Consider the following 21928-nt stretch of genomic DNA (forward strand, 5'->3'; position numbering starts at 1 on the left):
GACGTTGCGCCGCGCAGCGCGGCAGCGCCGAGCTTACTCGCTCGGCGGCACCGTCGGCTTGGCCTCGCTGCCGAAGCCGCCATCGGCCTCGGCGGCCAGGTAGGCGAACACCGCATAGGCCGCGACGTTCTGCGCCAGCGCCTTCGGATCGATCTTGTCGAGCGTATCGTCGGCGGTGTGGTGCAGGTCGAAGTAGTCGGTCCCGTCCTGCGCCAGCCAGGCCCAGGCGCCGCCCTTGGCCGCGATCGGGCCGATGTCCGGGCCGGGGCCGCCCTTGTCGGGCGCGTACTCGATGCCGAGCGGCGCCAGCGCCTCGGCGATCTGCCGGGTCGCCTCGCGCGAGCCTTCCGGCGCCGGCGAACCGGTGTTGAAGGCGTAGATGCGGCCCGCGCCGAAATCGCTCTCCGCGCCGATCTGGTGCAGCTTCAGGTCGTCGGCATTCCTGCCGTGCGCTTCGGCATAGGCCTTGCCGCCGTACAGGCCCTGCTCCTCGTTGGCGAAGGCGACCACGCGGATGGTGCGCTTGGGCGCCTGCTTGAGCTGGCCGATCAGGTGGCCGGCGGCCATCGTGATGCCGACGCCAGCGCCATCGTCGATCGCGCCGGTGCCCAGGTCCCACGAATCCAGGTGGCCGCCGATCACCACGACCTCCTTGGGCTTCTCCCGCCCGGTGATCTCGCCGATCACGTTGTACGAGGTCGCGGTGCCATCCCAGCCGCAGTCCAGGCTCAGGCGGATGCGGGTCGGGCCGCGTTCGACCAGGCGCGCGAGCTGGTTGGCGTCGGGCACCGACAGCGCCGCCGCCGGCACCGGCGCCAGGCCGTCGTCGAAGCGTGTGATGCCGGTATGCGGCACGCGATGCGAGTCGGTGCCGGCCGAGCGCATCACGAAGCCGACCGCACCCTTGCGGATCGCTTCCGACGGCGCACGGCTGCGGATCGCGCCGCCGTTGCCGTAGTCCTTGCCGTCGCGCGCCTTGACCATCTGGTAGTCGACGAAGGCGATCTTGCCCTTCAACGATCCCTCGGGCGCGGCCTTCAGCGCCGCCAGGTCGGCGAAGCGGACGACCTCGCCCTCGACCGTGCCGCCGGGGCTGCCGCCCAGCGCGGTGACCTTGAGCGGCTGCGCGTGCGGGCCGATCACCTCGGCCTTCTCGCCGCGGCGCTCCCACTTGGGAAAGGTCACCGGCTCGGTCCAGACCTTGTCGAAGCCGAGCTGCTCGAACTTGGCCTTGGCCCAGGCCACCGCCCGCGCATCGGCCTCGCTGCCGGCCAGGCGCGGGCCGACCTCGGTGGTCAGCGACTCGACCACCTTCCATCCGGTATTGTCGGCGAGCGCCTGCTCGCGCAACTGCGCCGCCGTGGCCAACGCCTTGTCCGGGATCCGCGTGGCCGGCGCGGCCTGCGCGCTGGAAGTGGCAAGGAGGGCGGCGATGGCGACGGCTAGGTAACGCATGGGCGACTCCAAGTAAGGGGAGAAGGAAAGGGTTGTCGCGAGGGCCCCGCACCATTGGGATCCCCGCACATGGATGCGTGGCCTGTTGCGAGGGACTCGCACCATTCTGGATCCCCGCACATGGATGTGCGGGCTGTTGCGAGGGACTCGCACAACAAGAAGGCCACGAGCCTAGCAGCCCGTGGCCTCGCCGTTCCTGTGCGGGAGGTCATCCCTCCCGGGCATCACTTGCGGAGCGAATCGCGGATCTCGCGCAGCAGCACCACTTCCTCGCTCGGCGGCGCCGGCGGCGCGGGTTCCTCGGCCTTCTTGCGGCTCAGCCTGTTGATCGTCTTGACCACCATGAAGATCGCGAACGCCACGATCAGGAACTGGATCACCGTGTTGATGAAATCGCCGTAGCCGATCACCACGGCGGGCACTTCCTTGCCGGCGGCGTCCACGCTCGCCGCCTTCAAGGTCCAGGACAACTTGGAGAAGTCGATCCCGCCGATCAGCAGGCCGATCGGCGGCATGATGACCTTTTCTACCAGCGACGTGACGATCTTGCCGAACGCGGCGCCGATCACCACGCCCACCGCCAGGTCGATCACGTTGCCGCGCATCGCGAATTCCTTGAATTCGCTCATCATTCCCATGGTCCTCTCCTTCATTGCCGGTCGCGGCAGGCTCGCCGCGACGGCATCCTAGCCTGTTCAGGTCAATCGGCGGTGATGACGCCGTGCCTTTCGGCGACATTTTCCAGGCGGGCGCTGAAACGATCGCCGGGCTGGAGCGCGGCCACGCCGGCCGGGGTCCCCATGAACACCAGGTCGCCGGCCTTGAGTGCGTACAGCTTGGACAGTTCGTGCAGGATCTCCGGCACGCTCCAGATCATCTGGTCGAGCAGCGACTGCTGGCGCACCGTGCCGTTGACCTCCAGGGACAGGTTCAGCGCATCCAGCTCGCCCACTTCGCCAGCGTGCACCAGCTCGCTGACCGGCGCCGAGTGGTCGAAGCCCTTGGCGATGTCCCAGGGCAGGCCCTTGGCCTTGGCGGCGGCCTGCAGGTCGCGGCGGGTCAGGTCCAGGCCCACGCCATAACCATAGACCAGCGCCTCGGCCTGTTCCACCGGCAGCACGCCGGCGGGCGCGTCCTGGCCGAGCGCGACCACCAGCTCGACCTCGTGGTGCAGCTCCCGGGTGCCGGGCGGGTAGGGAATCGGATCGCCGTGGCCGACCACGATGGCATCGGCAGGCTTCATGAAGAACACCGGCTGGCCGCGCTCCGCCTTCGAGGCGGGCGCGTTGGCGCCCATCTCGCGGGCGTGGTCGGCGAAGTTGCGGCCGACGCAATAGATGCGGCGCACCGGGAACGTGCCGCCGCCCACTACAGGGATGCGTGGAATCTGGGGGGCGGGGATCACATCGCTCATGCAGGGAGCCTCGTTGCGGGGAGGCGCGAGTCTAGCAACTGCACGGCATGGTGGCGGCTTCCCGCCGGGTCCGCGCAACGGACGTGCGCGGACGTTGCGAGGGACCCGCGCTTCAGCGCGAGAGCGGCAGCACCGGCTTGCTGACGACGCGGTATTCGCCTTCGACGATGGTGCCCGCATTGGCGGCCGCGGTGCGCTTGCCCGGCTTGCCGAGCAGCTTCCACGCCACGCCGCCCAGGATCATCGCCGCGCCCACGAACACGCCCACGAACACCAGCAGGGCCAGGATGGCCAGGCCGAGCAGGCCGAAGCCCAGCCGGACCAGCGGATGGCGCGGCTTGCGGGGTTCGAACCACTGGCGTAGGTGGCTGAAGTTAAGGAAACGTACGCGCATGATGACAGTTGTCTGTCGGAACGGACTGGGCGGGGAGTATCGTTGCAGTCGCAAGTTACTGCGTCAAAAAAACGTTAATCGCGCGGGCGGTGTTGCCGGCCGATCATGTATGGCGGGGCGTCCGTCCGGGGACGCATGCCAGAATGCCGCTCCTTTTCACGATCCCGTTGGCGATGGCGACTCCCCCGATCCGTTTGCTTGCCCGAGACCAGATTCCCGAGGGCGGTTTCGCCGAGGTGGAGGCGCCGGTCGACGGCGCCGCCGAATCGCTGGTCCTGTACCGCGAGGGCGGCGTGGTGCGGGGATGGCTCAACGTGTGCCCGCACGCGGGACGGCGGTTGGACTGGGCACCCGGCCAGTTCCTCAAGAGCCGCGAAGGCCAGCTGGTCTGTGCCGCGCACGGGGCAGCGTTCGAGCTGGAGGGCGGGACCTGCGTCGCCGGGCCTTGCCGGGGCGATGCGTTGCGGGCGGTGGAGCTGCGGGTCGAGGGAGAGGACGTGGTGTTGGTAGGGTAGTGGCTGGGGTCGTGGTGGGTGGATTCCCACGATCATTTCCATGCGGATGGCTGGGTGCTTGCACCTTCTTTCCACCGTCGTCCCCGCGAAGGTGGGCAGTGTTTTTCAGCAGCCGAACGGCTGATCGTCCAGGGACGTTGCTTTGCTTTTGGCTTTGGGCCTTGGGCAATAAAAAAGCCAAAGCTTTCGCCTTCGGCGAGTTACCTTGATCAGCCATGACCAGCCATTCGGCTTCGTGTTTTTCCCGCCGTCTCCGCCGTAGGCCATGGAGGCTGGCGCGCCGCCGCGCGAGGAGGCGTCACCCAATCCAGAGCACAATCACGAGCAACAGCAACAATGCCTGCCTACCGGCCGGTCCACCAGAACAGCAAATTGATCACCGGCACCATCACCAGCACGTAGATCAGCGACAGCGGGCCGCCCACGCGCCATAGCTCGCGCGGCTGGTAGTTGGCGGGGCCGGTGACCATCGAGATCACCGGGTTGGAGGCGGTCATCAGGTTGTTGGAGGCCGACAGCGCCACGATCAAGGCGAAGGCGGTCGGATTGCCCCCGGCCGCCAGGGCCAGATTGACCGCGATCGGCACCATCACGATGGTGGCGCCGACGTGGCTGATCACCAGCGAGAACGCCGTGGTCAGCAGCGCGAGCGCCAGTTCGATCACCCAGATCGGGATGCCCTGGGGCAGGCGGTCGATGGTGTGCCCGGCCACCCAGGCGGCGGTGCCGCTGCTGTCCATCGCCCAGCCGAGCGGGATCAGCCCGGCCATCATGAAGACCGTCTTCCAGTTGATCGAGGCATAGGCCTCGTCCATGCGCAGCACGCCGGTGACCAGCATGAAGGCCACGCCGGTCATCAGCGTCAGTGCCACCGGCAGCTTGGAGGTCAGCGCGATCAGGATGGTCAGCAGGAAGATCGCCATCGCGATCTTGAACTTGTGCGGGCGCTGTTCGCCCTTGGGATAGTCGGTGACCGGCACGAAGTCGCGGCTGTCGGCCGCCTGCGCCAGGTCCTGCCAGATGCTGTGCAGCACCAGCATGTCGCCGGCGCGCAGCGGCACCTTGCGCACGTCCTCGCGGATCACCTGCTTGTCGCGGTTGATCGCCAGCAGGCTGAGGCCGAACTGCTTGCGCAGCCGCAGGTCGGCCGCGCTCTTGCCGATGAAGCGCGAATTCGGCGGGATCACCGCCTCGGAGATGCCCGCGCGCGCCGGATTGAACAGGTCGCCCAGGTTGCGCAGCCGCGAGGACATGCGCAGGAAATGGTTCTGCGCGAAGTCGGCCACGGTCTGGCGCGCGCCCATCACGCCGAGCACGCTGCCGACCCAGATGCGCATGTCCGCCGGCGGCGACAGGCGAGTGTCGTCGCCGGTCTTCAGCGCCAGCAGCAGCGGCGCGTCGTGCATCGCCTCGGCCTCGCCCAGGGTCATGCCGACCAGCGGGCTCTCGGCGCTGACGACCAGCTCGAACACGTCGCCCTCGATCCCGTAGGTCTTGGCGAAATAGCTTTCGGTGCGCGCGGGCGTGACGCCTTCGTTGACCAGCGTCTCCTCTTCGATCAGCTTGCGGTCGCCGTAGAAGCGGAAGTACAGCAGCGCCGCGGCCAGCAGCGCGACGCCGACCGGCAGCGGCGCGAACATGGTCAGCGGCTCGATCGTGGCCATGCCCGAGGGCAGGTTGTTGTTGGCCGAGACCAGCAGGTCGTTGAGCAGGATCAGCGGCGAGTTGCCGACCATGGTCAGCGCGCCGCCCATCACGATCGCCGCGGCGATCGGCAGCAGCAGCCGCTGCAGGGTGAGCCCGGTGCGTGCGGCCAGGCGCGAGGCCACCGGCAGGTACAGCGCCATCACCGACGGGTTCTGCATGAACGAGGAGTTGAGCCCGGAGATGCCAAGCGTCAGCATCATCAGCCGCTTCTCCTTGCCGCGGGAGCGCCGCAGCAGCCACGACGCCAGCCGGTTCAGCGCGCCGGTGCGCTCCAGGCCCGCGCCGAGCACCGTGGTGGCGATGATGCTCATCACCGCGTTGCCGGAGAAACCGCCGAAGATTTCCTCCGGCGCGATCAACCCGGTCACGCCGAGCACCACCAGCACGATCAGCGCGACCACGTCGGCGCGGATGCGCTCGAACAGGAACATCGCCATCGTGAAGCCGACCAGCCCGAGCACGAGCTTCATGTCGTTGGTCAGCGTCAGCGCGGTATCCATGAGTGGCCGTGATTGGTGATTGGTGATTCGTGATTCGTCAGAAGCGGGGAGGCGGCGGATCATGCATCCGGAGCGGTGATGCGCTGTTGCGAATCACCAGTCACGAATCACGAATCACGGTCGTAGAGCAGGTCCCACACGCCATGGCCCAGCTTCTGCCCGCGCGTCTCGAAGTGCGTCTGCGGGCGCCATTCCGGCCGCGGCACATGGCCGCGCGGGCCGGCCCGGTTGACCAGCCCCGGGGTTGCGTCGAGCACGTCCCACATCTGCTCGGCATAGTGCTCCCAGTCGGTGGCGGCATGCAGGCGGCCGCCCGGGCGCAGCTTGCGCACCAGCAGCCGGGCGAACTCCGGCTGGATCAGGCGGCGCTTGTTGTGGCGCTTCTTGTGCCAAGGATCGGGAAAGTAGATGCGGACTTCGTCGAGCGCGCCATCGGCGATCTCGTTGCGCAGCACCTCGACGGCGTCGTGGTGGTACAGGCGCACGTGGCGGGCGTCGTCCTCGGCCAGCGCATTGAGCAGGCGGCCGACGCCGGGCGCGTGCACTTCCACGCCGATGTAGTCGCGCGACGGGTCCTGCTGCGCGGCGAAGCGCAACGCGGCGCCGTTGCCGAAGCCGATCTCGAGCACCTTGGGCGCATCGCGGCCGAACAGCGCGTCCAGGTCGCGCCGCTGGCCCGTGTAGTCCACGCCGAAGCGCGGCCAGCGCTCGTCGAACGCGCGCTGCTGGGCAGGGGTGAAGCGCCCCTGGCGCAGCACGAAGCTGCGGACCGCGCGGTGGCCTTCGGTGACGGTGAAGGGCTTGGGCGGCACCTTGGCGCCGTCGCTGTTGAAAGGATCGGTCATGCGGCGGCAACCCCGCCGGAACGGCCGCCGGGGGGCCTGCGCGGCCCGGTGGGAATGAAGGTCTTCATGGCGGAATTATGGCCTCTTACGGCCACGCGCGGGGAGCAGTCACGGGCCGGGCGAGCGCGGAGTCACGGAAATGGAACATTGCTGCGCCAGCATGCGCGGCTGTCGTTGCCAGGGGAGGTGGCGAACCGTTTCCATCATTTCGAGGTACTTGCGATGCTCATTGCGCTCCCGTGCGGCCGGAACCGGCTGCATCTCGCCCTGCGGCTGGTCCTGGCTGCCGCGCTCGCCCCCACCGCCGCCCTGGCCCAGCAAGCGCCCGCGCCCGGCCGCAGCCAGGTCCAGGACCTGGACAGCATCGTGGTCACCGGCCGCGCCGGCACCGGCGTGCGCACCAAGGCCGAGACCAGCTACTCGGTCACCAACATCGAGGAAGAAAACCTGCGCCTGCAGGCGCCGACCAGCGTCACCGAGGCGATGAAATCGGTGCCGGGCTTCTGGGTCGAGGCCTCCGGCGGCGAGGCCAGCGGCAACATCCGGGCGCGCGGCGTGCCGGTGGACGGCTTCGGCTCGGTGCAATTGCTCGAGGACGGCATGCCGGTGCAACACGATCCCGCGCTGGGCTACCTCAATGCCGACCAGGCGTTCCGGCTCGACGAGACCATCGAGCGCATCGAGGTGGTGCGCGGCGGCCCGGCGCCGGTGTTCTATTCCAACGCGCCGGCCGGCGCGATCAACTTCATCCCGCGCCAGGTGGGCGACAGTGCGGAAGGCCTGGTCAAGCTGACCGTCGGCCGCGACGACCTGTACCGCACCGACTTCTGGTACGGCACGCCGGTGGGCGATGGCGCCTGGAAGCTCGGCGTGGGCGGCTTCTACCGCAGCGAGGACGGCGTGCGCGACCTCGGCTTCACCGGCAACCAGGGCGGCCAGCTGCGGCTCAACCTGGCCCGCGAGCTGGAGAACGGCCGCATCAGCTTCGACGTCAAGCGCCTGGACGACAAGGTCGCGTTCTACACCGGCATCCCGATGCGCACCGATCGCGACGGCGAGATCCGCGCGGTGCCCGGCTTCGACGGCCACTACGGCACCGTGGCCGGCCCGGAGACCGCGCACGTGCGCATGGTCACCGGCGGCGGCGGCGACTACGACTTCGACAACACGCTCGGCACGCAGGTCAAGCGCACCCAGTTCAGCGCAGGGGCGCAGTTCGAGCTGGGCGACGGCTGGCAGCTCAACGACCGGCTGCGCTACAGCGACACCGAGACCCAGCGCAACGGCGTGTACCCCAATACCCTGCAGAGTGCGAGCAGCTTCCTGGCCAGCCGCGCCGCCGACCTGGCCTCGGTGCCGGGCGCCAGCGCCCTGCAACTGCGCTACGTGACCTCGCCCGGGCAGGTCTACGACGTCGCCAACCAGAACGGCAACGGCCTGGTCATCCTCGGCGGCCTGCGCGGCATCACCATGCCGGTGAAGGAACTGGCCAACGACCTGCAGTTCTCGCGCGTGTTCGAGGCCGGCAGCCAGCGCCACAACGTCACCTTCGGCTACTACTACGCACACATCGAGGAGGACTTCGACCGCTACTCCTCCATCGCCCTGCTCGACGTGCAGGACAACGCGCGGCTGCTGGACCTGGTGGCGGTGGATGCCGCCGGCAACGTGCTCAGGCAGTTCACCGACGATGGCATCACCCGCTACGGCTACGAATGGGAGCATGCGGCGGGCAAGCAGACCACGCACGCGCTGTACCTGGCCGACGAATGGCAGATCGACGATGCCCTGCGCATCGACGCGGGCCTGCGCTGGGAACGCATGAACACCCACGGCTGGGTCGAGCAGAAGAAGACCGTCAATCTCGGCACGCCGGCGACCTCCAACATCCTCACCGGCAACGGCACCTACGCCGACTACGACGACACCTTCAGCCGCGTGGCCTGGACGGTGGGCGCCAACTGGCAGTTCAGCCGCAGCCAGGGCCTGTTCGCGCGCTACACCTCCGGCAACCGCCTGCCCAGCCTGGGCAACTACATCACCAACGCCGGCGCCACGCCGTACGTGCAGACCATGGACCTGGCCGAGATCGGCTACAAGTACTCGCAGCCGCTGCTGGACGTGTTCGCCACGCTGTTCTGGACCAAGTACGACAACGTCTCCTTCAGCAACTACGTGTTCAATGCCGACGGCGCGACGGTGGAGGAACCGCACTTCGCCAGCACCCGGACCTTCGGCCTGGAACTGGAGACCGCGCTGCGGCCGGTCGACTGGTTCGACGTCAGCGCGACCGTGACCTTGCAGGACCCGGAGTACCGCGGCCTGACCTACCTCGACAAGACCGGCACGCTCAACGACTACGACGGCAACCAGTTGATCCGCGTGCCCAAGACCAGCGTGCGCCTGGTGCCGGGCGTGAACCTGATGCAGGGCCGGCTGCGCCTGCAGGCCGCCTGGGAGTACCAGGGCAAGCGCTACGTCGACACCGCCAACTCGGTGCGCCTGCCGTCCTACGACGCGGTCAACTTCAGCGCGCGCTACGAGGTCAACGACCGCCTGTCGCTGTACGGCTACGTCGACAACCTCACCAACTCGCTCGGCCTGACCGAAGGCAATCCGCGCGCCGGCGAACTGGCCAGCGCCGACCGCGGCGCTAACACCTTCATCGCGCGGCCGCTGCTCGGGCGCAACTACCGCCTGGCGTTGATGTACAAGTTCTGATGGGGCGGGATATGCGCAAGACGATGTGGTACGCATGCCTGGGCCTGTTGCTGTGGCCGCTGTGGGCCGCCGCGCAGCAGGCCGTGGTCGTCGAGGGAACGCTCGACGACCACGATCGCCAGCATTACGTGCAGGTGCCGTTCGACGTCCCGGCGGGCACTGCCCGGATCAGCGTGGACTTCGATTACGACGACCAGGGCAGGGCCGTGGTGGTCGACCTGGGGTTGCAGGGTCCGGCCGGATTCCGCGGCTGGAGCGGCGGCAACAAGCGCAGCTTCACCGTATCGGCCAGCGACGCCACGCCGTCGTACCTGCCCGGGGCGATCGAGCCGGGCAAGTGGCACCTGCTGCTGGGCGTGCCGCACCTGCGCCCCGGCACTCGCGCCCCTTATCGCGCCCGCATCGAGTTCACGCCGGTCGAGCGGGCGGACGCCTTGCCGGCGTCGCGGCAGGTACGCCTGGACGGCGCCGCGCGCTGGTATCGCGGCGACCTGCACATGCACAGCGGCCACAGCGACGGTACCTGCGCCGCGCAATCCGGCGCGCGCGTTCCCTGCCCGTTGTTCATGACGCTGCAGGCGGCGGCCGACGCCGGACTGGACTTCATCGCCGTGACCGAGCACAACACGATTTCGCACGTGCAGGAACTGGTGGCCGCGCAGCCGTACTTCGATCGCCTGCTGCTGATCCCGGGCATGGAGATCACCACGTTCCAGGGCCATGGCAACGTGTTCGGCCTGCGCGCGCCGTTGGACTTCCGCGCCGGCGACGGCACCGACTGGGCGGCGATCGCCCGCGAGGCGCATCGCCGCGGCCTGCTGTTGTCGGCCAACCATCCCGGCAATCCTTCCGACGAAACCTGCATGGGCTGCGGCTGGACGCCGGCCGTGCCGCTGCCGCCGGGCAGCCTGGCGGCCGTGGAAGCGGTCAACGGGCTCGACGCCGATACCCCGACCTCGGGCATCCCGTACTGGGAATCGCTGCTGGCGGCCGGCGAGCGCGTGACCGCGATCGGCGGCAGCGACAACCACGACGGCACCCTGCGGGCCGGCGTGCGCGGGCGCAGCCGGATCGGGGTCCCGACCACCGTGGTGCACGCCACCGGGCTGAGCGAGCGCGAGATCCTCGACGGCATCCGCGCCGGCCGTGTGTTCGTCGATGCCGAGGGCAGTCGCGACCGACTGCTCGACCTGAGCGCCCGGGCCGGCGACCAGCAGGCGAACATGGGCGGCGGGTTGGCCGCGCCGAACGGTACCCCGGTCCGGATCGGCGTGGACGTGGCCGCGCCTGCCGGCTCGCGGCTCGTGCTGAAGCTCGACGGCAAGCCGTTGCCCGCATGGACGGCGCCGCTGGGCGCGGCCCGCGAGCGGCGTGATTGGACCTGGACCAGCGATGGCGCCCGGCATTGGCTGCGTGCCGAAGTGCGCGCGCCGGATGGCCGCTTGCTGCTGCTCGGCAACCCGGTCTATCTCAACTGACCTTCCCGATCGGGTCGTGCCGGCGCTCGCCGCGACGTGGCCCGGTGGGCGCCGCACTGCCACGCCATGCCGGCTTCGTGACATCATGTCCGCATTGCGCGCCGAGGGCGCGCGATTTGTTTGGGCAAGGCACCGCGTGTGCCTTGCCGCAATGCAGCGTGAGCGGTCCGACCGGTGGTGGAAAGATGTGACCATTCGCCGGCGTACGCCGGCGTCGGCATTTGTTCCCATCCTCCACAAGGGAAGTAATCCCATGGCTTCTTCGATCCGCCCGATCCGTTCCCTGATGGCCGTCGCCATCGCCCTGGCCGCCGCGCCGGCGATGGCCGAGTCGGCCTACGACCAGACCGTCTTCTTCGGCGACAGCCTGACCGACAGTGGCTATTTCCGTCCGCTGCTGCCGGCCTCGGCGCAGGCCGTGACCGGCCGCTTCACCACCAACCCGGGCTGGACCTGGGCCGAGTACGTCGCCGATTACTACGGCACCAACGCCTCGGCCCATGGCAATGGCCAGACCGGCGACAACTACGCCGTCGGCGGCGCTCGGGTCGCCGTCGACGCCACCAATGCCCAGCTCGGCGGCGTCGCGGTGCCGTCGCTGGCGACCCAGGTCAACGGCTACCTGTCCAGCAATGGCGGCAAGGCCAATCCCAATGCGCTCTATACCGTATGGGGCGGCGCCAACGACCTGTTCGCCGCCGCGGCGGCGCCGGCCCAGGCACAGAGCATCATCGGCAGCGCGGTGACCGCGCAGGTCGGCATCGTCGGCACGCTGGAGAATGCCGGTGCGCGCTACGTGCTGGTGCCCACCATTCCCGATGTCGGCCTGACCCCCAGCTTCAACGGCAGCGCGGCTACCAGCGCGCAGGCCACGGCATTGGCCGCGGCCTACAACAACGCGCTGTTCTCCGGGCTGAAGAGCGCCGGCCTGCGCGTGATCCCGGTGGATACCTTCCACCTGCTGCAGGAAGTGGTCGCCAACCCATCGGCGTACGGCTTCGTCAACGCCACCAACGCCGCGTGCACCACCAGCTCCTCGCTGACCTGCAACCCGACCAGCCTGGTCGCCGCCAATGCCGCCAACACCTACGTGTTCGCCGATGGCGTGCACCCGACCAGCGCCACCCACCAGGTGATGGGCCAGTACGCGCTGTCGATCCTGGAAGCGCCGCGCCTGCAGCAGGTGCTGACGCACTCCGCGCAGGTGGTCGGGCGCGCCCGTGCCGACCAGGTCGCCTGGCACATCGGCGGCAAGCCCGAGACGGACGGCCTGCGCTGGTGGGGCAGCGTGCGCGGCGACATGCAGCGCTACGACCATGCCGACCTGTACGACGGCACCTCGCCCGCCGGCCTGTTCGGCGTGGACTGGACCCGCGGCGACCTGGTGTTCGGCGGCTTCGCCGGCTACGGCCGCCTGGACGCCGATTTCGGCAACAGCCGCGGCAGCTTCAAGCAGACCGACACCACGCTCGGCGGCTTCTTCGGCTGGTACACCGGCCCGGTCTGGGTCAACGCCCAGGTCAGCTACACCTGGCTCGGCTACGACGTGGACCGCAAGGTCCAGCTGGGCGCCGCCACGCGCACCCACAGCGGCTCGCCGGACGGCAGCAACCTGACCGCGGCGATCAATGCCGGCTACGAGCTGGGCCAGGGCGCGATCAAGCACGGTCCGGTGGTCGGCCTGACCTGGCAGAAGATCAAGCTCGATGGCTACGAGGAAAGCAACGAGAGTTCCAGCGCACTGGGCTACGGCGACCAGGACATCGACTCGCTGGTCGGCCGCGTCGGCTGGCAGGTGCGCCTCGACGGCGCGGCGGTCAAGCCGTACCTGCAGGTCACCTACGACCACGAGTTCGAGGACCCGAAGGAAGCCAGCGCCTGGCTGCAGTCCATGCCGGAGGTCGGTACCTATCGTGTGCCGGGCCTGGACCTGGACCGCAACTACGCCACGGTGGTGCTCGGCGCCCGTACCGGGGTGTGGGGCCTGCAGAGCAACTTCGGCATCACCGGCACCACTGCGCAGAAGGGTGCGCGCGACGCCACGCTGTTCGTCAACTTCAGCGGCAGCTTCTGAGATGCCGCGGCAGCGAGGGGCCGGTGCGCCGGTCCCTCGCCCGGCCGCCGGCACCTCTCTTCTCAAAGGGCATGACTCGCTCTAGACTTGCCCCACGCCGCGCGGGCGTAGCTCAATGGTAGAGCTGTAGCTTCCCAAGCTACTGACGTGGGTTCGATTCCCATCGCCCGCTCCACTTCAACTTTCCACGGTGTTCCAAGGACCTCCATGGAGTGTTGCAAGTCATTGTCACGGTTCGATTTTTCCAGAAAATCCGTTCCAGTGACGTCCAGCGAAATCTACTGACAGCCGGTCAAAACCGGTACATTAAGTGGTACATCTCAATGCGGAGCTTCCCGATTCCGCATTGTTGCTGGGGGAGCCGGGGCTCGATGGGAAACATGGCACTCAACTCGCTTTCAAGGAGTTGGGATCATGCTTTCGGACCTCACGGTTCGCCAAGCCAAGGCGACCGGCAAACCGTACACCCTGGCCGACACAGACGGCCTTTCCCTCTTTGTTTCAGCCACCGGTGCAAAGGCGTGGCACTTCCGCTTCTCGTGGGGCGGCAAGCGCGACCGCATGTCCTTTGGCACGTATCCAGCGCTCTCGCTGAAGGACGCCCGCGCGCTGCGCGATGAAGCCCGCTCGCTGCTCGCCAAGGGCGTCAATCCCCACAGCGAACGCAAGCGCAAGCGGCACGCGATCGTCCTGGCCGGCGAGCACACCTTCATGGCCGTCTACGAGCAATGGCTGGCCCATCGCCGTCTCTCGCTGGAGGAAGGACGGCAGACCAGCCTGGAGCAGATCGGGCGCGTCTTCAAGAAAGACGTGTTCCCGTCGCTGCGGCACCTGACCATCTACGAGATCACCCGCGCGCACCTGCTGGACATCATCGGCAGGGTGGAAAAGCGCGGCTCGCTGTCCGTGGCCGAGAAGCTGCGGACCTGGTTTACCCAGTTGTTCACCTACGCCACGGTGGCGATTCCCAACATGGGCGAGAACCCGTCCAGGGACCTGGAAGTGGTCGCGCTGCCATTGCCGCCGGTCGAACACAACCCGTTCCTGCGCATGCACGAGCTGCCAGTCATGCTGCAGACGCTGCGCAAGTACCGCGGTCGCCTGAACACGCAATTGGGCTTGCGGTTGCTGATGCTCACCGGTGTGCGCACTGGCGAGTTGCGCTTCGCCACGCCCGATCAGTTCGATCTCGACCGGGGCCTGTGGATCATCCCCGTGGCCAGGCTCAAGCAGCGCAAGCTGCTCACCAGGAAGAAGCGCAAGCGCCTGATCGACATCCCGCCCTACATCGTGCCGCTGTCGGTGCAGGCGCAGGAGATCGTTCGCCACCTGTTGGACCAATGCAAGCCTGCCCAGGTCCATCTCATCCCAGGCGACTGGTGCCTGAAGAACCCGATCAGCGAGAACACGCTCAACGCCGCGCTCAAGCGCATGGGCTACGAGGACCAGCTCACGGGGCATGGCATCCGGGCGACGATCTCGACGGCGCTGAACGAACTCGGCTACCCGAAGAAATGGGTGGATGCCCAGCTATCGCATGCCGATCCAGACAAGATCAGCGCGACCTACAACCATGCCGAATACGTCGAGCAACGCCGCGTCATGATGCAGGACTGGGCTGATCGCCTGGACCTGTTCGAGCAGAACCAGGTCGAGGTTGCCAGCCGGCATCTGACCATCACGCTCCAGGGCCTGCCGACCATCGCCGGCCAGGCGGCCGTGCAGTCTCCGGTGGTCGACCTCACTGCGCCGCAACTGATCGTGACCGCGCCAACGCCCGACCAACTTGAAGCGCCGGCATCGGTGCAGCGGCTGTCGGCCGTGCGCATGCCCGAGTACGCACGGCCGCGCCTGTCGGAGGCGCAGCGCGAACGCCTGCAAGTGCTGGAGACCTTCGAGGCACCACACAACCTCTCGGTGGCGGACTACGCCAAGCTCGCGGGCAAGTCGCGCCGCTGGATCACCTACGAGATCCAGGCCGGCAACCTGCTGTCGATCCACATGGGGCATCGCGGGCAGCGGGTGCCGGACTGGCAACTCGATCCGCTCAAGCGCAGGCTGGTCCAGTCCGTCCTGAAGCAACTGCCACGGGGTATCGACACCTGGGACATCTACCACGCTCTTCTGCGCTCGTACGAGGCTCTCGGGACACGGCCGGCCATCGAAGCCGTCAATCCAACGAACCTGCACCTTGCCGCGCGGCTGGTGGCCGCACAGTGCACGCAGGCGAGCGAGCCAGCCGTGACGACCGAGTTCCCTGAGCCGGTCCGGCAAAGCGTGCAGCGGCTGGTGCGCGAAGCCGTCGCTGCCGATGCCGCCGAAGCGACGGCCGGAGATTGATCAAGCCAGGGTCGCGCCGAGGTTCGGTCAGGCGCTTGCCTGGAGCGCTTGGAAAAACGGCTCCAGGTGGGTGCTGTCCGTACTACGACGGCTCAGGAAGTACGTGGTGAGCGTCAGCGCGCCCTCTTGCAAGGGACGCTGGACAACGCCAAGGGAACGATGACCCTCGATGCGGGCGGCGGGTGCGAGGCAGACGCCGTAGCCGGCGGCCACCAAGGTCATCATCAACCCGAACGATGTGGCCGTCGTGACGGCCGAGGGAACGACGCCGGCCGCCGTCAGCAGTGAGTCGATCTGCCCGCAGTAGCCCACACAGCCGCGCCCATCCAGGGCGATCCAAGGGTGGTCAGCCGCCTGCTCCAGGGACACTGACGCGAAGGCCAGCAAGGGGTGATGGGCCGACACGGCCAATGCCAGCGTGTCGCGCCAGACGGGGCGCACATCGATGCCTTCCGGTGCTGCGGGCGACTGGCAGAGGCCTGCCTCGAAGGCCCCCGCGAGCAGTCCTCGATGCAGATCCACCAGGCGTTCTTCATGAAGGCGAATGGGGTGGTCCGGATGGCGCCGGCGATGTTCCGCCATCGGCACCGACAACCGGGGATAGGCCAGGCAGTCCGACAGGGCAATGTTCAAGGGATCGGGAGCGATCATCGTGTCACCTGCACAACGCCGACACTGGGAAAAACCGGGCGCGACCGGTCGATGAGATAAGTTTAACGTGGTTTAGATTCGCTTTGCGCGTGACGCTTCTGTTGATGCAGAAGCGATCGGTGCAACGCGGGAGACCCGCAGGGACAAGAACCTATGAAAGCGAGCCAGCGCGCGCTTTCGGCGTTGCCGTGCGCGAGGCCCGGTCCGCGCAGGGGCTGGCGCAGGAGGTGCTCGCGGAACAGGCGGGCATCGCCCGGTCGCACATGGGCAAGATCGAGCGCGGCGAGCACATGCCCACGCTGGTGTTGATCCTGCGGATCGCGAAGGGGCTGGGGTGCTCGGCCGCGGCACTGATGGCCGCGACCGAGGCGCAACTGTCCGAGGAAGAGAGCGGCACCGAATAGCCATGCCGTCATGGCGGTGAGGTGTCAACAACGTTCTTGTACGTCAAGGCTGTGACTTGCCAGGTGTTCATTGCCACCTCGCATTTGACACGCGGCCTTTTTCGTAACATCATTTGTTTCATGAAAAGAGACAGCCGCCTCTCGTCTGTCCTGCATGCGCTGCTGCACATGGCCGAGCAGGATGGACCCGTTACCTCGGAAACCTTGGCGCTGTGCCTGGGCACCAACCCGGTCGTCGTTCGGCGCACGATGGGATACCTGCGGCAAGCGGGAATCGTCACCTCCGAACGAGGCCACGCAGGAGGATGGCGTATCCACGCCGACCTTGGCAGCGTCACCCTGCGTCAGTTGCACGAAGCCCTGGGAGAGCCGGCGACGTTTGCCATCGGCAACCGCAACGAGACACCGGAGTGTCTGGTCGAGCAGACGGTCAATGCGGCACTCGAAGGCACGTTTGCCGAAGCCGAGGCGCTGCTGCTCACGCGGTTTTCGGAAATCACCCTTGCCGATCTGGCCTCTGACTTCGCACGCCGGCATGCGGCCTTACGACACTCAAGGAATAAATCATGAATCACGACGTGATCGTCGTCGGCGGAAGCTACTCAGGCATGGCCGCGACCCTGCAACTGGTGCGCGCACGCAGGTCAGTGCTGGTGATCGATGCGGGCCAGCGGCGCAACCGCTTCGCCAGCCATTCACACGGATTTCTCGGCCAGGATGGTGTGCCGCCAGGTGAAATCGCTGCAAACGCACGCCGCCAGCTCGAGGCCTATCCAACGCTGACCTGGCTTGAAGGTCGGGTGGAAGCGGTCGCCGGGCAGGCGGACGAATTCACCGTCACGACGGCCGATGGCGAGTCGCACCTGGGGCGACGCATTCTATTGGCGACGGGGGTGACCGACCAGCTTCCAGCCATCGACGGACTCGCGCAACGCTGGGGGAAGACGGTTTTTCACTGCCCGTACTGCCATGGCTATGAACTTGGACAGGGACGCATCGGCATCGTCGGTGCCAGCCCGATGTCCATCCATCAGGCTGAGCTGCTGACGGATTGGGGGGATGTCACCTTGCTCGTCAACGGTGCATTGGAACTCAACGAGGAAATCAGGTCCACTTTGGAACGCCGAGGCGTGGTCATCGACGAGGCCCGCATCGACAGGATCGAGGGACATGCCGACGTGACGATGGTGGATGGGAGGCGACTGAGCTTTGCGGGCCTGTTTGTTGTAACGCGAACCGCCCCCTCCAGCCCTTTGGCCGAGACAATCGGTTGTGCACTGGAAGAAACGCCCATGGGCATCCAGATCCGCACGGATGCCGAGAGCAAGACCTCGGTGCCTGGGGTCTTTGCCTGCGGCGACGCGGCACGGTTTCCTCATTCGGTGTCGCTGGCCGTGGGCAACGGGGCCATGACGGGATTTCACATTCACCGGTCACTGCTTTGGCCCGAGACGATCGAGCCAGCGCAAGCGGAAAGCCGCGCTCTATGACGTCGTTCTCCGACCCGGCGGCTGTATCGGGCTATGCGGAAAGAACCGCGAGGATCGTGCCGGGCCTGTGCGACCTGCACCGGATGGCGGGCGTGCTGCTGGCCGAACGCGCACCGGCCGACGCGCGCATCCTGGTGCTCGGCGCCGGCGGCGGGCTGGAACTGAAGGCCCTCGCTGAAATGCAGCCCGGCTGGCAGTTCGACGGCGTCGATCCTTCCGCAGAGATGCTCGAACTCGCCCGCACGATCCTGGGCCCGATGGCGCCTCACGTGCGCTTGCACGAGGGCTATATCGACAGCGCCCCCAAGGGGCCCTTCGATGGCGCGACCTGCCTGCTGACATTGCATTTCCTGCCTCCAGCCGAGCGCCTGAAGACGCTGCAGCAGATGCACCTGCGACTCAAGCCCGGTGCGCCCCTTGTCGTCGCGCATCACAGCTTTCCCGGCGAAGATCCCGGTCGGGACAGATGGCTCTCGCGCAATGCGGTGTTCGCGGCTATTTCCGGCGTACCCGTGCGTCAAGCCGAAGGCAGCATCGCGGCGATCAAGGAACGGCTGCCCGTGCTTTCGCCCGTGCAGGATGTCGATCTGCTCCGCGAGGCTGGATTCACGGACATCGACCTTTTCTATTGCGCGTTCACCTTCAAGGGTTGGGTCGCCCATCGAGCATGAGGGGGTATCGACGATGCAAGACATAGGGTCGGCAGGTGCGCTGCCCGTGTGTGGCGAGGAGACTCCTAGCCGCGCGCCAGGGACAGGTAGGGGTTGTCCGGCGGGACTTCCGCGAACAATGCCGAAGGCGCCGCCAACAGATAGCCGTGCAACCGCCGCGACTTGCGCGGTCCTGTGACATCGCAGGTCCAGATGTTCAGGCCGCTGTCCTGTTTGCGGTGCAGCCCCAGCTTCTCGAAGCGCTTCTGCACCCATTGCCAGTCGTGCAGATCGTCCTGTCGGGCCAGCGCCTGGATCTCCGGATGTTCCTGCACGTAGCGCTGGAAGACGCCGGGGCTGACCAGGTACGCCGTGCCATCGACGGTATGCACCAGTGCCTTCGCATCGTTGATGATGAGCTTGCGCGACTCGATGCCTTGCCTGAGCCAGGCGATGAAGGCTTCCCCGGACGGCGTGGCCTTCGCGGGAGCCGGCATCGTGGCAGGACCGGTCAGCGCCGAATGGGTCACTGTCACAGTTGCTCCGGCGGATGGTGACGGCGGTTCCGCGCCGGCGGACGATGCACCGGCGGTGGCTGCGCCGGATGCATCGAGCATCGACAGCAGATCGGAGACCGGGTCCGCGAGCCCGGCCGGGGAATCCGCCACCCCAGGGGGCGGTGAGGTGGCCGGGATGCCGTCGGAGCCCGGCGCTGCCTCATCGCCAGGGAGGGGCTCTTCCGTCGTGACCGTGCCGGCGAACGGTGCGGGACGCTCGCCCGACTCCCAGATCAAGGCCGGCGACAGGCGCAGGAAGGTAAAGCTGTGCGACCAGCCGGTGCCGCTCGTGACGGTCGCCCGCCAGATCGCCTTTCCATCCGGGGCGGGCTGCACGATGCCATGGTCCTGGAGCACCGAGAAGACGGCGGTGTTGTTCGATGGGATGCCTTCGATGCCCTGCGACAGGAGATGCGCGCGCAGTTTGTCGCTGACCGTCTTGCTGACGAGCCAGAGTGCGTCCTGGGTCAGCCATCCATCCGACGGGCCGCCGGGCTGGTTCAGCTTGAACTCCTCGCGCAGCAGGTAGCGCAGGCCATCCAGCAGCTTGCGCTGCAGCGCATGCTTCGGCGCCGCCATGGCCCTGGCCGGATCACCGCCGAGCGCCAGGGCCACCGATGCCTGGTCGGCCTTGACGACCAGCTCGCCCAGCGTGCCGGCATGCTCGTACTGGCCCGCCAGGACGTAGAGCAGCGCCGACCATAGATCGTGGTAGTCGCTCAGCCAGTCGAGGATGCCGGCATCGAGCACACGGGTGTAGAGCAGCCCAGTGGCGGCGCCATGCAGCCGGTACTCGCGATCCGTCCGGTAACGAAAGCGGTACGGCTGCCGCAGCGGCCCGTGCCAGGGGTGCCAGACCAGGCCATCGGCCTGCTCGACGTGCAGGTCGACCGCGATCTTGCCAATGTCGTGCAGCAGCGCGGCGTAGGCGGTACCGGCGGTCCAGGCCTCGGCTTGCGCGGCCTGGGCCTCGGGCGAGGCGCCGGCCGGGAGCAAGTGGGACTGCCTCAGTTTGAGCGCGTAGGCCACGATCTCCAGGCCGTGGTCCAGCATGCCGCCCGGCCAGGCATGGTGATGCGCCTCCGAGGCCGGGAACTGCTGGACCAGCTCGGCGTAGCGCTCCAGTGGCGCCAGGTACAGCGAGCGGAACTGCCGACGCGACAGCGAGGTGCGCTGCCAGATGTGTTCCAGCAATCGCTGCCGGCGCGGCTCCGCCAGCAGCGATGTGGCCGACTGCGGCCGGGTCAACCCTTTGGCAGGCTCGACGGGAGGCGGCGCCGCGGCGTTGGCCAGCGGCACCCGTTTGCGCTGGAACAGCGAAAGCATGGCGACATCCTGGTGATGGGCTGGCCGGAGGAGCCTTTTGGCCTTTTCGGGTAGGGCCTTTCCCGTTGAGGCCATTCCCTTGCCCCTTCCCCAGCCCTTTGGCCTTCGACAAGCCCTTTGGTATAGGGGCAGTTGGCTTCGTGTGCCGCAATCAATGCGGAGCCCATGCGCTCCAGGATTGGGGATCGGAACAGGCGCTGTGTTTTCACCGGATCAGGCCGCTTCAACCGGCGCTGAAAGCACGGCAGGTCCTGAAATCCATGCGCCCGAAGGCATGCTTGTCGGGAATGAAGTAAGGAAGTAAGATTTCCTTTGAAACTTACGGAGGCTTCCCATGCTTGCCAAGCTCACTTCGAAAAACCAGATCACGCTGCCCAAGGCGGCCGTGTCCGGCGTGGATGCGGCGGAGTACTTCGACGTGACCGTCGAAGGCGGTCGGATCGTCCTGACCCCCGTGCGGGTCCAGAAGGCCCAGGCCGTGCGCGAGAAGCTGGAGCAACTCGGGATCACCGAGCAGGACGTCGAGGATGCCGTGGCCTGGGCGCGGCGCTGATGCGCAGGGTCGTGCTCGACACCAACATCGTGCTGTCGGCGCTGGTCTTCAATGCAGGACGCCTGGCCTGGATACGCCATGCCTGGCAGCAACAGCAGTTGCAGCCGCTGGTCTGCCGGGAGACGGCCAGTGAACTCCTGCGCGTCCTGGCCTTTCCCAAGTTCAAGCTGTCGACCTCGGAACAGCAGGAGTTGCTGGCGGACTTTCTGCCCTACGCCGATGTGGTGGAACTGCCGGCGCCATGGCCAGACCTGCCGGCCTGCCGCGACGAGAAGGACCAGGTGTTCCTGGTGCTCGCGCATGTCGGCAAGGCGGATGCATTGATCACAGGCGATGCGGACATTCTCGCCATGCGAGAGGACTTTCCCGGCTTGATCATGACCGCCGAAGCATTCGCGGCGCGGCAGGCATGAAGGAGAACGGCACCGCCTAGCCCAACGACCGTGGAACGACCATGAGGTAGCCAACCATGAAGCACACCGCACGCATGACCACCGCAGCGCGACTCGGCCGCTGGCTGGGCGGTGTATGGGGCGTTTGCCTGCGCGCGGAGCGTCGGGCGCATCGGTGGCTGGTGGCGCAGGCACTGCCGGCGGGCGGTGCAGCGGTGCTGATCTGGGTGATCAAGCTGGCGGTCCTCGGGGTGTTGCTGTACGTCGCATTCTGGGTGGCGCTGATACTGGTCGCTCTCGTTGTGGCAGCCAGGATGGCGGAGCAGACGCCGGGGGGCGACGACGATTTTGACCTGCAATTTCCTGCGAGTCTGGATGAACTACGTCAAACGCCTGGCTACGATCCAAACCTTTACAACGACACCTCTCACGTGATGTACAGCGAAGAAGATTGAAGCCGTT

At 67.3% G+C, this 21928-nt stretch carries 20 protein-coding genes and 1 tRNA gene; 13 read left to right on the forward strand and 8 right to left on the reverse strand.

All coding sequences use genetic code 11. From position 1 onward, the window contains the following. Positions 1-33 precede the first annotated feature (33 nt). The 4 genes from M3M27_RS05220 to M3M27_RS05235 all read right to left on the reverse strand — a co-directional run bounded on the left by M3M27_RS05220 (position 34) and on the right by M3M27_RS05235 (position 3263). Positions 34-1455, reverse strand: a complete 1422-nt coding sequence (locus tag M3M27_RS05220; protein WP_434027380.1) for a M28 family peptidase — start codon at positions 1453-1455, stop codon at positions 34-36. 224 nt (positions 1456-1679) lie between these two features. Beyond that, positions 1680-2093: a large-conductance mechanosensitive channel protein MscL gene (gene mscL / locus M3M27_RS05225; protein ID WP_434027381.1), complete on the reverse strand. Its 414-nt coding sequence runs from the start codon at positions 2091-2093 to the stop codon at positions 1680-1682. A gap of 62 nt (positions 2094-2155) precedes the next feature. Continuing rightward, positions 2156-2869, reverse strand: coding sequence for a fumarylacetoacetate hydrolase family protein (locus M3M27_RS05230; protein WP_434027382.1), 714 nt, complete (start codon positions 2867-2869; stop codon positions 2156-2158). Between the two features lie 112 nt (positions 2870-2981). Beyond that, on the reverse strand, positions 2982-3263 hold the full coding sequence (locus M3M27_RS05235) for a hypothetical protein (RefSeq protein ID WP_434027383.1): 282 nt from the start codon (positions 3261-3263) through the stop codon (positions 2982-2984). Between the two features lie 173 nt (positions 3264-3436). Here M3M27_RS05235 and M3M27_RS05240 point away from each other — a divergent pair, with 173 nt between their 5' ends. Then, entirely contained in the window at positions 3437-3778 is a 342-nt protein-coding gene (locus M3M27_RS05240) for a Rieske (2Fe-2S) protein (RefSeq protein WP_140719961.1), read from the forward strand. Between the two features lie 344 nt (positions 3779-4122). Here the strand turns inward: M3M27_RS05240 and M3M27_RS05245 are convergent, their stop codons facing one another. Both M3M27_RS05245 and trmB read right to left on the reverse strand, forming a co-directional pair. Further along, positions 4123-5985 (reverse strand): SLC13 family permease, encoded by a 1863-nt coding sequence (locus M3M27_RS05245; protein ID WP_140719365.1) that lies wholly within the window; start codon positions 5983-5985, stop codon positions 4123-4125. A gap of 107 nt (positions 5986-6092) precedes the next feature. Beyond that, entirely contained in the window at positions 6093-6830 is a 738-nt protein-coding gene (gene trmB, locus M3M27_RS05250; RefSeq protein WP_434027384.1) for a tRNA (guanosine(46)-N7)-methyltransferase TrmB, read from the reverse strand. 222 nt (positions 6831-7052) lie between these two features. Between trmB and M3M27_RS05255 the strand changes: the two genes are divergently transcribed. The 5 genes from M3M27_RS05255 to M3M27_RS05275 all read left to right on the forward strand — a co-directional run bounded on the left by M3M27_RS05255 (position 7053) and on the right by M3M27_RS05275 (position 15443). After that, on the forward strand, positions 7053-9551 hold the full coding sequence (locus M3M27_RS05255; RefSeq protein ID WP_434027385.1) for a TonB-dependent receptor: 2499 nt from the start codon (positions 7053-7055) through the stop codon (positions 9549-9551). A gap of 11 nt (positions 9552-9562) precedes the next feature. Continuing rightward, positions 9563-11029 carry a CehA/McbA family metallohydrolase gene (locus tag M3M27_RS05260; protein WP_434027386.1) on the forward strand — a complete coding sequence of 489 codons (1467 nt, stop codon included), beginning with the start codon at positions 9563-9565 and terminating at the stop codon, positions 11027-11029. 253 nt (positions 11030-11282) lie between these two features. Further along, the gene (locus M3M27_RS05265) at positions 11283-13103 is read left to right on the forward strand and encodes an autotransporter outer membrane beta-barrel domain-containing protein (RefSeq protein WP_434027387.1); all 1821 of its coding nucleotides are present in this window, start codon (positions 11283-11285) and stop codon (positions 13101-13103) included. 101 nt (positions 13104-13204) lie between these two features. Continuing rightward, positions 13205-13278, forward strand: a tRNA-Gly gene (locus tag M3M27_RS05270). Between the two features lie 239 nt (positions 13279-13517). Further along, positions 13518-15443 carry a tyrosine-type recombinase/integrase gene (locus M3M27_RS05275; RefSeq protein WP_434027388.1) on the forward strand — a complete coding sequence of 642 codons (1926 nt, stop codon included), beginning with the start codon at positions 13518-13520 and terminating at the stop codon, positions 15441-15443. Positions 15444-15470: 27 nt separating this feature from the next. On the opposite strand, the gene M3M27_RS05280 is transcribed toward M3M27_RS05275, so the two are convergent. Then, positions 15471-16094: a LysR family substrate-binding domain-containing protein gene (locus tag M3M27_RS05280; protein WP_032972513.1), complete on the reverse strand. Its 624-nt coding sequence runs from the start codon at positions 16092-16094 to the stop codon at positions 15471-15473. A gap of 104 nt (positions 16095-16198) precedes the next feature. On the opposite strand from M3M27_RS05280, the gene M3M27_RS05285 reads away from it, so the two are divergent. The 4 genes from M3M27_RS05285 (at position 16199) to M3M27_RS05300 (ending at position 18659) form a co-directional block, all read left to right on the forward strand. Further along, positions 16199-16498, forward strand: coding sequence for a helix-turn-helix domain-containing protein (locus M3M27_RS05285; protein ID WP_434027958.1), 300 nt, complete (start codon positions 16199-16201; stop codon positions 16496-16498). Between the two features lie 120 nt (positions 16499-16618). After that, a complete protein-coding gene (locus tag M3M27_RS05290; protein WP_032972743.1) occupies positions 16619-17068 on the forward strand; it encodes an Rrf2 family transcriptional regulator in 450 nt (149 codons plus the stop codon). Next, entirely contained in the window at positions 17065-17988 is a 924-nt protein-coding gene (locus M3M27_RS05295) for an NAD(P)/FAD-dependent oxidoreductase (RefSeq protein WP_032958332.1), read from the forward strand. The genes M3M27_RS05290 and M3M27_RS05295 overlap by 4 nt, the downstream gene beginning before the upstream one ends. Next, complete coding sequence (locus M3M27_RS05300) at positions 17985-18659, forward strand: class I SAM-dependent methyltransferase (protein ID WP_044061254.1); 675 nt, start codon at positions 17985-17987, stop codon at positions 18657-18659. Before M3M27_RS05295 ends, M3M27_RS05300 begins: the two co-directional genes overlap by 4 nt. Positions 18660-18724: 65 nt before the next feature. Here the strand turns inward: M3M27_RS05300 and mobH are convergent, their stop codons facing one another. Then, positions 18725-20521 carry a MobH family relaxase gene (mobH, locus tag M3M27_RS05305; RefSeq protein WP_032958330.1) on the reverse strand — a complete coding sequence of 599 codons (1797 nt, stop codon included), beginning with the start codon at positions 20519-20521 and terminating at the stop codon, positions 18725-18727. Positions 20522-20855: 334 nt separating this feature from the next. Here mobH and M3M27_RS05310 point away from each other — a divergent pair, with 334 nt between their 5' ends. Genes M3M27_RS05310 through M3M27_RS05320 form a run of 3 tightly spaced genes read left to right on the forward strand, consistent with a single transcriptional unit; the run spans position 20856 to position 21921 of the window. After that, the gene (locus tag M3M27_RS05310; RefSeq protein ID WP_006489017.1) at positions 20856-21074 is read left to right on the forward strand and encodes an AbrB/MazE/SpoVT family DNA-binding domain-containing protein; all 219 of its coding nucleotides are present in this window, start codon (positions 20856-20858) and stop codon (positions 21072-21074) included. Positions 21075-21085: 11 nt separating this feature from the next. Continuing rightward, positions 21086-21487 carry a putative toxin-antitoxin system toxin component, PIN family gene (locus tag M3M27_RS05315; protein ID WP_434027389.1) on the forward strand — a complete coding sequence of 134 codons (402 nt, stop codon included), beginning with the start codon at positions 21086-21088 and terminating at the stop codon, positions 21485-21487. Positions 21488-21543: 56 nt separating this feature from the next. Continuing rightward, on the forward strand, positions 21544-21921 hold the full coding sequence (locus M3M27_RS05320) for a DUF3742 family protein (RefSeq protein WP_062737770.1): 378 nt from the start codon (positions 21544-21546) through the stop codon (positions 21919-21921). Positions 21922-21928 lie beyond the last annotated feature (7 nt).

The organism is Xanthomonas boreopolis, from assembly GCF_046529185.1.
GTDB lineage: Bacteria > Pseudomonadota > Gammaproteobacteria > Xanthomonadales > Xanthomonadaceae > Pseudomonas_S > Pseudomonas_S boreopolis.